The organism is Metabacillus litoralis (genome assembly GCF_007994985.1).
GTDB classification, from domain to species: Bacteria; Bacillota; Bacilli; order Bacillales; family Bacillaceae; genus Metabacillus; species Metabacillus litoralis.
The window spans coordinates 1-15,939 of record NZ_VOQF01000009.1 but is presented as its reverse complement, the minus strand read 5'-3'; the positions used below and the strand labels follow the sequence as shown (position 1 = coordinate 15,939).

At 35.2% G+C, this 15,939-nt stretch carries 15 protein-coding genes; 11 read left to right on the top strand and 4 right to left on the bottom strand.

Features of this window, described 5'->3' with window-relative positions; translation table 11 throughout:
• Positions 1-27: 27 nt before the first annotated feature.
• Together FS935_RS16315 and FS935_RS16310 are read right to left on the bottom strand one after the other, a co-directional pair.
• Positions 28-837, bottom strand: a complete 810-nt coding sequence (locus tag FS935_RS16315) for an EcsC family protein (protein WP_146949709.1) — start codon at positions 835-837, stop codon at positions 28-30.
• Positions 838-1,133: 296 nt separating this feature from the next.
• Positions 1,134-1,946 (bottom strand): RsfA family transcriptional regulator, encoded by an 813-nt coding sequence (locus tag FS935_RS16310; protein WP_146949708.1) that lies wholly within the window; start codon positions 1,944-1,946, stop codon positions 1,134-1,136.
• Positions 1,947-2,323: 377 nt separating this feature from the next.
• Between FS935_RS16310 and FS935_RS16305 the strand changes: the two genes are divergently transcribed.
• From FS935_RS16305 to FS935_RS16290, 4 genes are all read left to right on the top strand, one after another.
• Positions 2,324-2,548, top strand: a complete 225-nt coding sequence (locus FS935_RS16305) for a YuzB family protein (RefSeq protein ID WP_146949861.1) — start codon at positions 2,324-2,326, stop codon at positions 2,546-2,548.
• A 245-nt stretch (positions 2,549-2,793) separates the two neighbouring features.
• Positions 2,794-4,092 carry an HD domain-containing protein gene (locus FS935_RS16300; protein ID WP_146949707.1) on the top strand — a complete coding sequence of 433 codons (1,299 nt, stop codon included), beginning with the start codon at positions 2,794-2,796 and terminating at the stop codon, positions 4,090-4,092.
• A gap of 43 nt (positions 4,093-4,135) precedes the next feature.
• The gene (locus FS935_RS16295) at positions 4,136-4,657 is read left to right on the top strand and encodes a YwgA family protein (RefSeq protein WP_146949706.1); all 522 of its coding nucleotides are present in this window, start codon (positions 4,136-4,138) and stop codon (positions 4,655-4,657) included.
• Between the two features lie 92 nt (positions 4,658-4,749).
• Positions 4,750-5,454: a Dps family protein gene (locus FS935_RS16290; RefSeq protein ID WP_146949705.1), complete on the top strand. Its 705-nt coding sequence runs from the start codon at positions 4,750-4,752 to the stop codon at positions 5,452-5,454.
• 103 nt (positions 5,455-5,557) lie between these two features.
• Here the strand turns inward: FS935_RS16290 and thmT are convergent, their stop codons facing one another.
• Complete coding sequence (thmT, locus tag FS935_RS16285) at positions 5,558-5,743, bottom strand: 2-hydroxymuconate tautomerase (RefSeq protein WP_146949704.1); 186 nt, start codon at positions 5,741-5,743, stop codon at positions 5,558-5,560.
• Positions 5,744-6,330: 587 nt separating this feature from the next.
• On the opposite strand from thmT, the gene FS935_RS16280 reads away from it, so the two are divergent.
• Together FS935_RS16280 and FS935_RS16275 are read left to right on the top strand one after the other, a co-directional pair.
• Positions 6,331-7,005 (top strand): site-2 protease family protein, encoded by a 675-nt coding sequence (locus tag FS935_RS16280; protein WP_146949703.1) that lies wholly within the window; start codon positions 6,331-6,333, stop codon positions 7,003-7,005.
• A gap of 82 nt (positions 7,006-7,087) precedes the next feature.
• Complete coding sequence (locus FS935_RS16275) at positions 7,088-7,609, top strand: YwhD family protein (RefSeq protein ID WP_146949702.1); 522 nt, start codon at positions 7,088-7,090, stop codon at positions 7,607-7,609.
• A 233-nt stretch (positions 7,610-7,842) separates the two neighbouring features.
• Here FS935_RS16275 and FS935_RS16270 read toward each other — a convergent pair whose 3' ends face one another.
• Positions 7,843-9,909 (bottom strand): transglycosylase domain-containing protein, encoded by a 2,067-nt coding sequence (locus tag FS935_RS16270; protein WP_146949701.1) that lies wholly within the window; start codon positions 9,907-9,909, stop codon positions 7,843-7,845.
• Between the two features lie 378 nt (positions 9,910-10,287).
• Here FS935_RS16270 and speE point away from each other — a divergent pair, with 378 nt between their 5' ends.
• From speE to argS, 5 genes are all read left to right on the top strand, one after another.
• Complete coding sequence (gene speE / locus FS935_RS16265) at positions 10,288-11,118, top strand: spermidine synthase (protein WP_146949700.1); 831 nt, start codon at positions 10,288-10,290, stop codon at positions 11,116-11,118.
• A 263-nt stretch (positions 11,119-11,381) separates the two neighbouring features.
• On the top strand, positions 11,382-12,263 hold the full coding sequence (gene speB, locus FS935_RS16260; RefSeq protein WP_146949699.1) for an agmatinase: 882 nt from the start codon (positions 11,382-11,384) through the stop codon (positions 12,261-12,263).
• Between the two features lie 371 nt (positions 12,264-12,634).
• On the top strand, positions 12,635-13,333 hold the full coding sequence (locus tag FS935_RS16255; RefSeq protein WP_146949698.1) for a CAP domain-containing protein: 699 nt from the start codon (positions 12,635-12,637) through the stop codon (positions 13,331-13,333).
• Positions 13,334-13,685: 352 nt separating this feature from the next.
• Positions 13,686-14,117, top strand: a complete 432-nt coding sequence (locus FS935_RS16250) for a YwiB family protein (RefSeq protein ID WP_146949697.1) — start codon at positions 13,686-13,688, stop codon at positions 14,115-14,117.
• Entirely contained in the window at positions 14,114-15,784 is a 1,671-nt protein-coding gene (argS, locus tag FS935_RS16245; RefSeq protein WP_146949696.1) for an arginine--tRNA ligase, read from the top strand. The genes FS935_RS16250 and argS overlap by 4 nt, the downstream gene beginning before the upstream one ends.
• The last annotated feature ends 155 nt before the right edge of the window (positions 15,785-15,939 follow it).

The window sequence follows — 15,939 nt, the reverse complement described above, 5'->3', positions numbered from 1 at the left end:
GCTGACTTTTCTATGCAACGTTGCATTTTATTCGCTTTGAACCAAGTCTAGCTTTTCTAGTATTCTTCTTTTTCTGTACAACATAATCCCTGCTTCTGATATATCATGAATCATTGAGCGGTTAGTCATCGCTCCAAAGAGAATGCCTGCGATAGGGACCATTTGGAGAAGCTTTTTCCAACCAAATTGATCTCGGTAAGTATAAACAACCTCACGCCAGCCTTGAAGCTGTGATATCATCTCACTTTTAGCTGCCTTATCTTGACCATAGTAGGATGATAACTCATTTAAGATTGCTTGTTTTCCAACAATATCTGCTGATACAAACTGCAGACATTTTAAGATGAAAATTCGCTCTTCACGATCTTTTGGATCGTAACCATATGCAATAGCAATTTCTTGGAGAGTTTTAAGGGATAAACCTAATAAAACGGGAATATCGATTGCTAGGGTGAAGATTCCTCCAACTCCAGTAGTGGCTCCCTGTATTGTCGCAAGATTACTACGATTTGTTTTTAGATCTTGACCAATTTGATCCATTGTCATTAAAGGTAGAGTTGCGATTTCAGAAATAGCTGTAATTTCATTTTCGGAGTGCTTGTTAATTCTAGCTAGTATTAATTTTTCCTGTGTTAAATATTGTCCACCATTTTGTACAAATTGACCAAGTTCATCAAGCAAAACACTAATCTTTTTTTGAATGAAATTTGGAGTTAATTTATCTAATATTTTAAAAGGAAGTCTACCAATTCTTTCCCAAAACCAAATTCCTTTTTGGTCCTTCTCCCAGCTTTCTATTCCTTTTAGCTCAGTTTCTAACCAAACCTTAGTTTCCATCTAAATCCCTGCCTTTTTATACTTACTTGAAGACCCTTTTTTGAAAAATTGTACAAATTATACGAATGAGCTGTTACAAGCATTGATTCTATCGATTAAAGCGTAAGAAGAAATGTCATCCTTAGACTATATACCAGTGGTAACACAAGACTTCCTCTCAAAAATTAATCTATTATGTATATGTTTACGATTTTAGGATGTACTAAGTTTCAAAATTCACTCAGATAACTTTTTAATAATAAAAAGACGTGAAGCTTCCACGTCTTTTTGTTTCTATTAATATACCCATTAATTGTTTATTCAGCCATTTTTTCCAAATTGCCATTGCGATCCATTTTAAAGGTTGTAGATACAGAGCGATCTTCTTCATCAAATAACACTAGTTTTCTTGCTCTGTTCATGATTTTCATTAATGTTTCATAGTCTTCTTGAACAGTTACTGTGTCTTGTTCTAGTCTTGCAACCTTTTTACTTAGTTCCTCATTTTGAGCATAAAGCTCTTGGTTTTCACGCTTTAAACGTCTATTTTCACTTACAAGTGCTTCAGAGTGCTCATTGCTTGATTGGTAGGACTGTAAAAATGAAATAACTTGCTTCATTGTTAACCGACCAGTAGCTGGAACAAATTGGTTTAGATTAGATGTTTTATTGATGTTCATAGCTGGCTGTGGAGCTACTTTAGGTACTGGAGCTGGAGATGATAGATTTGTTTTGACATCCTCATCTTCAGGCATAACCTCTGCCATATGACTCTCTAAAGCTGACATCATAGTAAGTTCTTCTTGCTCATCAAAATCGACGTCAGAATTAACTTCTGCTCCTTCTGGCATATCTGGTGTATATAATAATTGTTTTTTGACTGGTTGTCCTTTTCCAAGTGCTCTCATACGTTGTTTGCGTTGTTTTTTTGCTAGTTGAAGAGCTTTTTCATAATCATGTCTTACAACTGCGTTCCAGCGAAAGCCACAAGCAGCAGATGTGCGGTTTAATTTATCTCCAACTTCTTCAAAAGCATTTAGCTGTGTGCTGCCTTCACGAACATGTCGTAAAACTGTTTCAGCTAGTAATAAATCATTTTCTTCTGACCATGCATCTTGTCTTTGTTTCATTTTTTTCCAACTCCCTATATAAATAGATGTTTTTTAAATGTAGTATTTCACTGTCAATAGCATGGACAATTTTCCAATGTTTTATACAAACATCTTAAGAGGATAGTAGATTTTTTTCTTTATGCTTAAAAAACATAAAGTTTTCTTACACTTTTTTAATCTATTATTTATCTTCAACAACAGGGAAAAGTAACCGGAAATGGAATAGAAAAGTGTTATTTATCATGATGGTTTACTTGCATGTACACTTAATTAAAGGTAAAATACCTTTTAGTGCAAAAACGAATGAATTCAAAAATGAAAACTAAAGATAGTTTCATTTTGTGTATATAGGATGTATCAAGTAGTCCATGAAAGTTGAGAAAGGATCGATAATGATGGCAAATGAATTTCGTATTTGTGATGATTGCCAAGCAACTAATATAAAAACGCTTGTTCCTCGTTTAAATAAAATAGATTCAGAAGCTAAGATAGATATTGCTTGTCAATCCTATTGTGGTCCTGGGAGAAAGAAATCCTTTGCCTTTGTAAACAATCGCCCAGTTTCGGCCCCAACTGAAGACGAGTTAATCGAGAAAATCGAAAAAAAACTAGCAAAATAAAATCACCTCTGTGACTTTTTACAAAGGTGATTTTTTTATTGAGTTTATAAAGAATTCATACTAGCTTCTGGATTCATCATAGTGGGAGCAAACTCCTTACTACCTATCAACTTATTAAAACAGCTTTCATAAAAAACAATCGCAAATTATGGGTGTTCATGTCGAGTTGAAGTCGATATAATAAAAGCAGTCGATTTAGTTACGAAAACATCCTTAAAAATGATAGAACGGAAGAGGGAAAGACAATGCTAAATGAAAAGTTGTCTGAAGAAAAGGTTTTTAAAGATCCCGTTCACCGCTATATACATGTACGTGACAAGCTTATTTGGGATCTAATTGGAACGAAGGAATTCCAACGTTTGCGAAGAATCCGTCAGTTAGGCACAACATACTTAACCTTTCATGGTGCTGAGCATAGCCGATTTAACCACTCTCTAGGGGTATATGAAATTGTAAGACGTATTGTTGATGATGTATTTAATGGTCGTCCTGAATGGGATGATGAAGAAAGATTATTATGTCTTTGTGCAGCACTTTTGCATGATTTAGGACATGGTCCTTTTTCCCATTCATTTGAAAAAGTTTTTCATCTGGATCATGAAGATTTTACGCAGAAAATTATTTTAGGTGATACTGAGGTTCATGCTGTTTTAAGTAAAGTCGATAATAGCTTTCCGAAGAAGGTTGCTGAAGTTATTGCCAAAACTTATGAAAAGAAACAGGTTGTAAGTTTAATATCTAGTCAGATTGATGCCGATCGAATGGATTACTTACAACGAGATGCCTACTATACAGGTGTTAGCTACGGTCATTTTGATATGGAACGTATTCTTCGTGTTATGCGTCCAAGAGAAGATCAAGTGGTGATTAAAAGTAGTGGAATGCATGCTGTTGAGGATTATATTATGAGTCGTTATCAAATGTACTGGCAGGTTTATTTTCACCCAGTTACTAGAAGCGCTGAAGTTATCCTTACTAAAATTCTCCATCGAGCAAAACAACTGCATCACGAATTTTATTCCTTTAAACATAATCCTATACATTTTTATTCTATATTTGAAGATGAACTAACTTTAGAAGACTATTTAAAGTTAGATGAATCAATCATTCTCTATTATTTTCAAGCATGGCTTGAGGAAACTGATCCGATTTTGAGTGATTTATGTAGAAGATTCATGAATCGCCAATTATTTAAGTTTGTTGAATTTAATCCTAATATTCAAATGATGACATTAATTGAGTTAACAACACTATTTAAAAAAGCTGGAATTGATCCAGAATATTATCTAGTTGTTGATTCATCCTCTGATCTGCCATATGACTTCTATCGTCCAGGTGAAGAAGAAGAGAGACTGCCTATTCATTTATTAATGCCAAATGGTGATTTAAAAGAGTTATCAAGACAATCAGAAATTGTTGATGCCATATCCGGTAAAAGAAGAACAGATCATAAATTATATTTTCCACTAGACTTAATCGAGGATTTATCAACAAAACGAACGGCAAAAAAGAGAATCCTTGAATTATTAAATATAAAGAAATAGTCATAATGATAGAAACAAAGAGATGTTAGGAGATGACGGGGCTTTGATGAAAGAACATGCTAAGCTGATGGAAGTAATCTCATCAGCTGGGGAAATCATTGGTCGGAAAAAGTTACAAAAGATGATTTATATTGCAAAGAAAATAGAGCTTCCTTTCTATGAAAAATATAATTTCCATTTTTATGGACCTTACTCAGAGGAATTAACTCTTCGTATTGAAGAGCTTTGTAATTTAGGCTTCTTAAATGAAATTCATGAAAAAAAGGGTGGTTATTTTCAGTATCGTTATTCACTAACAGACGCTGGAAGTGATTTTTTAGGACATTATGATTTAGATTTACCACCACTAAAAGACTGTATGTTGAATTTAAATGAACAAAGTTCACGCTTTCTAGAGCTTGTTTCAACCATTCTTTACTTTGAAGGGCATTCAAAAAAAGAAGTAAAAGAAAAGGTATTCACGTTAAAGAGCAAGCAGCGCTACACTGAGGAAGAAGTGAATGAAGCATATCTATATATTGAAAAAGTAAAAGATATTATAAAAAATGAAGTCGCCCAACATTAATTCGATGTGGCGGCTTTTTTTAGTTCTCTATTCATAATATCTCGCTCCTTGTGCACACTATCTGTGTAAAACAGATAAAAAGGAGTGATCATATGGAATCACATGATAATCAAGGTTTTTCACATGATGAATTTAAATTAAACAAAACAGGCTTTGATCCTCAAATGCCAGGACATCAGTCAAACCACCAAGACAAAATGATTTTACGTCAAGAACCAAGGATGGCAAGAAAAGAAGGTAGTGGGATTAGTTTACCTTACGAAACACGTCAGGAGATGGGCTTGCAGCTAGATGAACATAATTGTGCATTAAATGTGGCAATGAACCAATACACGAAACATCATTGGTTAACAGAAGGAGCAGAGTCATTCGGTAGCTTACATCATATTTTAGATGAACATATTGATGTAACAAAAAAGCATATTGATATGATTGGTGAAAGAGTTGCACGCTTAGGGATGGTGCCAACCGCTCACCCTGTTACTCAGCATGAGCTTTCATATATTAAGCATGAAGTAGAAGGTCGCTACACAATGAGAGACTTTCTAAGAAATGACCTAGAACATGAAATTAAAATTCAAGGCATGATGAGAAAAACAATTAGCCGCGCTCATGAACTAAATGATTTTGGCACAGTACAGGTGTTAGAAGAAGTGCTATTAAAGCGTGAGGACTTTGGTTATCACATTTGGAGCCTGCTTGAGGATGATACCCTTGTTCGTGGCATGAAGCATCTTCTTGATGGAGAAGATGATATTGCATCAAATCGTAAACTAAATGACAATTTAAAGCATTGATCACTAATTCCTGTTTTGTTTTTGCTAGTAATAAAAGTGAGGAAACCTTTAAATGGCTTCCTCTTTTATATCTGGTGAATCAGATTTTCATTTATATATCTATCTATTCGTCACTTAAACGTTTACCACCTAATGCATAATTGTTTTTGCTCATTTCTTCGATAAAGATCGCAATTTTCTCTGCAGGAGCACCTGTTGTTTCAGATACAGCTGCTGTAACCTTCTCAACTAAAGCTTTTTTTTGTTCCTCTGTTCGGCCTTCTAGCATTTTAACTGTTACATATGGCATTGTACTCTCTCCTTTTTATAAAATTCCGTGAATGATGTCGATAAAAAAATATGTATAAACAACCTATCAAAAGCATTTGTACAAGAAATTGATCCTTAAATATAGTATACTTTATTCGAAAATAGATTGCATTACATGTTAAGGTAGAAGGATATAGAGATTGGTACATAGTGATATGTGTTTAATTTATTTCACGGGTTTCAAAACTTTTCTTTGTCCTCTATTAAATACTAAGAAGCAAATAGTAATGTACAAAGCTTGGTGGGTATCTTTACTTAATAGATTTGTACACTTTATGCTATATGAATAATGTTTTACTACATGTTGGTTCAAATTAAAAGGGGTTTAAAACAAACTTGTTGTGTTTAATATATTTTAAAAACAAAAACTACGTAAGTTGATTTTCTCGGAAGGTGCGAGACTCCTGCGGGTGCAGCGGGACAGGTGAGATCCCACAGGCGCTGTGCGCCGAGGAAGCTCACCGCACGCCCCGCGGAAAGCGAGCAACCTGGAGAGGAAATCAACAAACAGCTACACTAGTTATCTGGTGCTTTTAAGCCTTTACTAACATATCAAAGGAGAAATAAATGAACGATTTTAGCAGCTTTTTAGCATTTCCTTTAGAAATGATTCCGTATGTTGTGATCACCTTAATTGTAGCCTTTACTCTTCATGAATTTGCACATGCGTTTGTTGCCTATAAATTTGGTGACCCAACCGCACAAAGACAAGGAAGGCTGACCCTTTCACCACTTGCACATTTAGATCCAATCGGTACCATTTTAATCTTTATCGCTGGATTTGGTTGGGCAAAGCCAGTACCTGTTAATCGCTTCTTTTTTAAAAGACCTCGACTTGCTGGTGTATTAGTATCAGTTGCAGGTCCACTTAGTAATTTATTGCTAGCTCTTTTAGGAACAGCAATTGTGAACATACTATATGTATCAGGCTTATTGACAATGCTACCAGGAAATTATGCGGAACAATTAGAACTGTTTTTTAGCCTTTTTGTTTCACTTAATGTGATGTTATTTTTATTCAACTTGCTGCCTTTTCCACCTCTAGACGGATATAGAATCATTGAAGATCTTGTACCAGCTCATATCAGATCAAAAATGACTCAATATGAAAGCTATGGAATTGTTGTTTTCCTTATTTTAGTGATAACTCCATTAGATTCTTATACAATTCACCCGTTTTTAGAAATTGGCAGAACAATTGTCATGAGCATCATTCATTTAATACTTAGTCCATTTTTTTAACCATAATCTAAGCATATGAGCCTGAACTTATTATCAAGCTCAAAAACATATCTATAGAGTTATTTTAGAAGGAGGATTTCATATGGAACAAGATAAAAAGAAAAAAAGCATTGGCTTTAATATTATAAAAAATGATCCAACAGATGGTCATGGAGGATTTGGCATTGGTGCATTAAGTCTAGATAATGTATCACCTGTTTTTATAGATATTGAAGAAGATGAAGCATTTGTTGATATAGGGGCTATGCATGCAAGAAGTGTTGTAGAAAAAGGAATTAAGTTTCTTAAAACAAAAGAAGAGGTACCAAATGGGAAGCCGTATTGGCTCGTTTGGGTAACGATTGATCGTAAAGCAGAGGGACCGTACTATGCAGGTGTAACAGCTTGTGAGCTTACAGTAGACCGTTCAATACGACGAGGCTATAAATCTCTTCCAGAGCATGTGAATCGTATGGATAAATCAATGAAGCGTCATATTATTGTTGATCATATGGATGATCGTTCAAAAGATATTCTTGCGAGATATTTACATAATCATAATGAAGACATGTGGAATTTGTCTGAGCAAAAATTAAAGGATGATCTTAAAACAAATCATAGTTAAAACTACTAAAAGATGTGGCAAGGCTTCCAGGTGATATTGCTGGATGTCTTGCAAGTGAATATGTTAATAAGAGGGAAATATGTGGCTAAAGTGTGACAATTCAGTGAACAACAAGGGAATTTCTTGTGGTTATTCCATAAAATTAGTAGACTAAGATTACAGTTTTATAAAACTAGGACATAAAAAACCCCGAGCATCCTTTGCTCGGGGTTTTTTATTGTTATCAATATGCTTTAATCCCACCATTTAAATAGCTTATCAAACCAACGATCTTCTTCTTGCTTGTTTTCGTTTGCATCATTTTCTTCAACTTCATCGATATGATCTTCACAATAGTCAGTTGGCTCGGTTCCCGTGATGAAATAGGTATATCTTTTAACAGGACAACCCTTTGTAGCGAGTTTTCCACTTTCAGGATTAACATATGCACCAACAACGCCATCTGGTGGTGTGAAGGCTTTTACTGATTGATCGTCTAATGCTTTTTCCATAAATGTTGCCCAAATATTTTTGGCATAGCTTCGTTCTTGAACAAGATTAATCGTTTTACCTTTATCATATCCTGTCCAAACACCAGTAACTAATTGAGGAGACATACCAACCATCCAGCTGTCTGTTGAGGTGGTCCCGGATTTCCCAGCATATTCTCTTGTTAAAGAATCAGCAATACTATGTCCTGTAACAGATGTATAACTATTTAAGGATGTATCAAACATTCCTGTCATCATATGAGTTGTTACAAATGCAGCTTGTTCATTTAAAAGCTGCTCCTTTGTTTTATCTGGTTTGTAGATGACCTCACCATCAGCATTTTCAATTTTTGTCACAAACTTCGGAGTAATCTTATTACCGCCATTTCCAAGCATTCCATATGCATTAACAAGCTCAATAAGGCGAACAGGAGATGTTCCTAATGCTGTTGATGGAATTTGTTTGATTTTTGATGACAGTCCAAAGAGTTCCCCTGTTTTTGCGAGCTCTTCCATTCCGATAAACATATGGGTTTTAACAGCAAATATATTATCAGATAAAGCAATCGCTTCAAGCATTGTAATAAAATCATCAGCATAATAGTCGTTGTAATTACTTGGTTTATAATTTGCTTTGCCATTATCATACGTAAAGGATGTTGGCTCACTCTTCATTTCCGTTGAAGGAGTAAATCCTTTTGTTACAGCGGCATAATAAAGTAAAGGCTTTATAGAAGATCCAGGCTGTCTTTTAGCTTGTGTTGCCCGGTTAAAAGGACTTTCAGCATAATCACGACCACCTATTAATGCCTTCACATAGCCTGTTTTAGGATCCATGGCTACAAATCCTGCTTGAATATCTGATTTTTCATCGATCGATTGTTCAACAAGTTTCTCAGCAATTTCTTGCATGTTAGGATCCAATGTAGTGTAAATTTTTAATCCTTGTGTTTGGACCATCTGTTCATCAATTTGATGCTCATTTTCTAAAGAACTCATCATAGCATCCTGAAAATAAGGAGCAATACCCTTTTGGATATTATTTGTTTTTATTTTATAAACAAGCTTTTGATTTACCGCAGTATCAAGTTCTTTTTCCGTAATGTAGTCTTCTTTCTTCATAATTTCCAGAATAATTGACTGTCTCTTTTCAGCTTTTTCTTTATTAATATAAGGAGAATAAAGATTAGGTCCTTTCGGAATTCCTGCGAGAAGTGCAGCTTCAGCTAATGTTAATTCCTTGGCACTTTTTCCAAAATAATAATTAGCAGCAGCTTCTATTCCATATACACCATGACCATAATAAATCGTATTTAAATAGCCTTCTAAAATTTGATTCTTACTATAGTTTTGCTCTAATCGAATCGTATATAATGCTTCATTAAATTTTCTCTTCCAGGTTTTCTCATGCTCTAAATATAGATTACGAGCATACTGCTGTGTTATTGTGCTGGCACCTTGAACCTTCGCCATTGCTTTAAGATCAGCAAGTGCTGCTCCTGCTATTCGTTTATAATCAAATCCATTATGTTCATGGAAATTTTGATCCTCAATGGCTAATGTGGCGTTGAGTACATGCTCAGAAATAGAATCAAGATTTACCCAATAACGCTTTTGGCCATTATGGAGCTCACCTATTGTAGAACCGTCATTTGCATAAATAATTGTTGATTGTGGCACTGCTAAAGAAGGAGGACCTTGCCACTTCGCATATAATACAACACTTAAAATAACAGTTGATAAAAAAACAAAGAATAATAACCCTATAAATGTGAGAGCACGAATTGTTTTTAATGTGATTTTTATACGTTTAGGAGTAATAACATCCAACCTGCTCACCTCCTTATTTTTATTTACGGACGTGTATACTATTAGCCATTATGAGTTTTTTAGGAGCTTTTTAAACATTTTGATAAAAAGTCATAGATTTTTCCTTGATTTTCTGCTAGATTCAACTATAGCTTTAAAGAAATAACAGGTAGTTTTTATAAAGCAAAAAATCTTTTTCGATAACAAAAAAACAAATAGAAAATATACCGGATGCTCGTGAGATCAACCGGTTAAAATAATATGAGACAAGCTATATACGATCGTGCCTTTCACTTTAGGTTTTTTGGCTATGTTAAAGACTTAACCAAGACAAAAGTTTTAAATTTAAAGAGTAAGGATAAACGTATAGTAAAAGCTGGTTGAAAGGATGGTAAAAGAATGAGCGAATTATGGTACACAGAAAAACAAACAAAGAATTTTGGAATTACGTTAAAAGTAAAACAAACGTTACATACAGAACAAACTGATTTTCAATATTTAGAAATGGTTGAAACAGAAGAGTTTGGTAATATGCTTTTCCTAGACGGAATGGTCATGACTTCTCAAAAAGACGAATTTGTTTATCACGAAATGGTAGCTCATGTACCTTTATTTACACACCCAAACCCTGAAAATGTACTTGTTGTTGGTGGTGGAGACGGAGGAGTTATTCGCGAAGTTCTTAAACACCCTCAAGTAAAAAAAGCAACACTTGTTGATATCGATGGGAAGGTTATTGAGTATTCAAAGAAATTCCTTCCAGAAATTGCAGGGAAATTAGATGACCCACGTGTTGATGTAAAAGTTGGCGATGGCTTCATGCATATTGCAGAAAGCGAAAATGAATATGACGTGATTATGGTTGATTCAACAGAGCCAATGGGACCTGCTGTAAACTTATTCACAAAAGGTTTTTATGCTGGTATCTCAAAAGCGCTAAAAGAAGATGGCGTATTTGTTGCACAAACAGACAACCCATGGTTCACACCAGAACTTATCACAAATGTTCAACGTGATGTGAAGGAAATCTTCCCAATCACACGTCTTTATACAGCAAACATCCCAACATACCCAAGTGGATTATGGACATTCACAATCGGATCAAAAAAATACGATCCACTAGAAGTAAGCGAAGATCGTTTCCACGAAATCGAAACAAAATACTACACAAAAGAACTTCACAAAGCATGCTTTGTATTACCGAAGTTTGTAAGTGACTTGATTAAATAAGAAAAGCGTAATCGCCTGTTCAGCTCCGACAAGCTTAAGAGGCTCAAGAATTGAAGGTGTTCTTTACCTTCAACTCTTGAGGAACTTAAGACCTCGAGGGGCTAGGCGATGAAGCTAGCCAAATAGAAAAGCGTAATCGCCTGTTAAGCCTCGGTCAAGCTTAAGAGGCTCAAGAATTGAAATGCAATGTAAACAAAACAGAATAGATGAAATGAGGTGAGGGGTCTTTCTCTCACTTTTTTTAAAGAACGGAGGAATTTTTCATGAAATTTGATGAAGCATATTCAGGTAATGTATTTATAAAAAGTCATCCGAATTATGAGGAAAGTGAAGCAGTAATTTATGGTATGCCAATGGATTGGACGGTTAGTTATCGACCAGGCTCGCGTTTTGGTCCATCAAGAATACGTGAAGTTTCAATTGGACTTGAAGAATATAGTCCATATTTAGATAAAGAACTAGATGAAGTGAAATACTTTGATGCAGGCGATATTCCCCTTCCATTTGGTAATCCACAAAAAAGTATTGAATTGATTGAAGAGTATATCGATTCTTTATTAAAGGATGACAAGTATCCGTTAGGGATGGGTGGAGAGCATTTAGTTTCTTGGCCAGTCATGAAGGCAATGTATAAAAAATATCCTGATTTAGCAATCATTCATATGGATGCACATACAGATCTACGTGATGATTATGAAGGTGAACCTTTATCACACTCAACACCAATTAAAAAGATTGCAAATTTAATTGGACCTACTAATGTGTACTCTTTTGGCATTCGTTCAGGAATGAAAGAAGAATTTAAGTGGGCAAAAGAAGTAGGCATGCATATTTCGAAATTTGAAGTACTTGAGCCGCTTAAAGAAATACTGCCGAAGCTTGCTGGACGTCCTGTGTACGTAACAATCGATATCGATGTGTTAGATCCTGCACACGCACCTGGTACAGGAACAGTTGATGCAGGTGGAATCACATCAAAAGAGCTACTAGCTTCAATTCACGCAATAGCAGCTTCTGATGTACGTGTTGTTGGCTCTGATTTGGTTGAAGTAGCACCAATCTACGACCCATCAGAACAAACAGCTAATACAGCTAGTAAAATTTTAAGAGAAATGATTCTTGGTTGGGTACAGAAAAAAGGATAATAGTTTATGGAATGGGGTCAGACTCTTGGGGTCTGACCCCATTTTTATTGTGACAACCTGTAATATCCTGTAACCATGAGGATATATTTTGTCATATTTAAAGAATAATAAAAACTTGTCAACCATCATATTTAACTAAAGAATTGGATGTTATCCCATTTATTTCTGAAAACTAGTAACTATTACATAGATTGAAATTTTTAATGATCTTATATTTTTCCTGTAAAAGAATAAATACTTATATGTCATTTTTCCTAGAAAGTAATCTATTTTTGAGTTTTGCTAAAATCTCCCTCAATTATGACAAAAAACCGCATGTTACGATACTTGCGAAAGTTAGAGAAGAATGAAAATGAGGGAGGATAAACAAAATGAAAAAGAAACTAATCGTATCAATCGTTGCTAGTGCAGCAATATTGATGGCAAACCCTTTAACGAATAAAGCGGATGCAGCCTCAAATACGACTTATACGAAGGTATATACTTATAAATCTAGTAATCTGAGTTCAGAACAAATTAATGCTTTATTTGAGAAGTATTTTAAAAATATTCGCATTCAACAGCAACCAGTAGAAACACAAAAAGTTGAACAACAACCGGTGACAACACCTGTTACACAACCTACTCAACAGCCTGTTCAGCAGCAGCCTACTCAAAAAGAAGACACATCAAGTGAAATAGCAGGATACCAGCTTAATCAATTTGAGCAGCAGGTAGTAGAATTAACTAATCAGGAGCGTGCTAAAAATGGATTGTCAGCTTTAAAGGTTGATCCAGCTCTTAGTAAAGTGGCACGTGAAAAGTCTTTAGATATGCAAAGAAATAATTATTTTTCACATACAAGTCCGACGTACGGTTCGCCTTTTGATATGATGAAGAAATTTGGCATCAGCTACCGAGCAGCAGGTGAGAATATTGCTAAAGGTCAGCGTACCCCGGAAGAGGTTGTAAATGCATGGATGAATAGCTCAGGTCATCGTAAAAACATTTTAAGTGGGAACTTTACACATATTGGTGTGGGATTTGTTTCGAGCGGTAACTATTGGACTCAGCAGTTTATCGGGAAATAACGTTAAAAAAGCGGCTAGCTCATGACTAGCCGCTTTTTTGATGCGTCATCGAGGAGGTTGCAGAGAGTTTTTTGATGTCGAATTATGTCGCATTTCTAATATATTGGCTATTTCGGCAAATATAATCAAATAAATAGCAAATAAACAGAACAAATCAGCAAATAAAATGCCTACTTTAGCAAATAAACTCCACCAAACAGCAAATAACATCATAAACAACGTTCCATTTACTTGGAACACTCCCCAATTTAAGGAGAATTTCCCTGCAATATCAACAATCCCATCTTGCGCAGTTGCAAATCGTTCTTTATACTATTAAAGTTAAGGATATGAATGAAAAGGGAGTGTCGATATGACAGAAAGCACACCTGTTTCCATTAATGTTGTTTCAGAAATTCATAATGAGAAAGATCATGATATTGAAAAGATTGAAGTAGCAACAACAGGAGAGTATATCGAAAAAGGTCGTTCCATTTACCTTCGATATAATGAAAAGCATGAGCTTGGATCTGTGAGAACAACTGTGAAGATTGGCGACGATGAGGTCGTTGTTATGCGATCTGGTGCTGTGACTATGAAGCAACGCTTTATTCAAGCGATACCAACAGTGACAGACTATGGCACTCCTTTTGGGAAATTACAGCTTCAAACATTTACACATACATTACAATTTGAAAAAACAGAGCTTGAAGATAGGCTCGTTATTTTATATGATTTGCAAATAGATGAAAATGAAAAGCATGTACATAAACTAATGATTTCGTATAAGGAGGATAACAAATGAACATAGTTGAGCAAGTAAAAGAACGGTTAAAAGATGAAGTGAAAGCAGCAGTTTTAAAGGCTGGTTTAGCAGAAGAAGCGCAGATTCCTGATGTATTATTAGAGCTTCCAAAAGAAAAAGCACATGGTGATTATTCAACAAATATGGCGATGCAGCTTGCACGAGTTGCAAAAAAAGCACCTCGTATGATTGCTGATGAAATTGTTGCTAATTTTGATAAAGAGAAGGGCTCTATCGATAAAATTGAAATTGCTGGACCTGGGTTTATTAATTTTTATATGAATAATAGCTATTTAACTGATTTAATTCCATCTATTTTAAAAGCAGGAACAAGCTATGGTGATACAAATGTTGGTAATAATGAAAAGCTACAGGTTGAGTTTGTTTCAGCAAATCCTACTGGTGATCTGCATTTAGGACATGCACGTGGAGCAGCTGTAGGGGATTCTTTATGTAATGTATTATCAAAAGCAGGCTATGATGTATCACGTGAATATTATATTAATGATGCGGGAAATCAAATTAATAATTTAGCTCGTTCAGTTGAAGCTCGTTATTTACAAGCTTTAGGCAAGGACGCTGAGATGCCTGAGGATGGATATCATGGTCAAGATATAGTGGGTATTGGTAAAAAGCTTGCTGAAGAATTTGGTGATCAATATGCTAACCAATCTAGTGAAGAGCGTTTAAGCTTTTTTAGAGAATATGGCTTGAAATATGAAATGGGTAAGCTGAATGCTGACTTAGAGGAGTTCCGTGTTCCATTTGATGTATGGTATTCAGAAACATCTTTATATCATAATGGAAAAATTGATACTGCTTTAGCAGCGTTAAAGGATAAAGGTCATATTTATGAAGAAGAGGGAGCAACATGGTTCCGCTCAACAACATTTGGTGATGACAAAGATCGTGTACTGATTAAAAATGATGGATCTTATACGTACTTAACTCCTGATATTGCTTATCATAAGGACAAGCTTGATCGTGGATTTACAAAGCTTATTAATGTATGGGGTGCTGACCATCATGGTTATATTCCGCGTATGAAAGCGGCAATTGAAGCGCTAGGGTATGGTAAAGATACGTTAGAGGTTGAAATCATTCAGCTTGTTCATCTTTATAAAGATGGCGAAAAAATGAAGATGAGTAAACGTACTGGTAAAGCTGTAACAATGAGAGACTTAATTGAAGAAGTTGGTCTTGATGCTGTTCGTTACTTCTTTGCAATGAGAAGTGCTGATACACATATGGATTTTGACCTTGATTTAGCTGTTTCAAAATCGAATGAAAATCCAGTTTATTATGCTCAATATGCACATGCACGTATTTGCAGCATGCTTCGCCAAGGTGAAGAGCAAGGACTTACTTTTGAAGACAACTTAAAGCTAGATGAAATTTCATCTGAAAAGGAATTTGATCTACTGAAAAAATTAGGTGAATTCCCACAAGCTGTAACAGAAGCTGCACAAAAACGTATTCCACACCGAATCACAAATTATATTTATGATTTAGCATCAACTTTACACAGCTTTTATAATGCTGAAAAAGTGCTTGATTCAGAGAATATCGAAAAAAGTCGTGCAAGACTTGCATTAATGAAATCAACACAAGTGACACTACAAAATGCACTAACACTAATTGGTGTTTCTGCTCCTGAAAAAATGTAATAGGAAAAAGGCTGGGACATAATTAAAGATGTCATACAAAAAGACGAATAAATTTAAACTCAGTTAAGCAAAGAAACAAGTTCGTTCCATTTCGCTGCAGACATTTGCTTTCCGCGGGGAGGAAGCTAAGCCTCCTCGGCGCAAGCGCCTGTGGG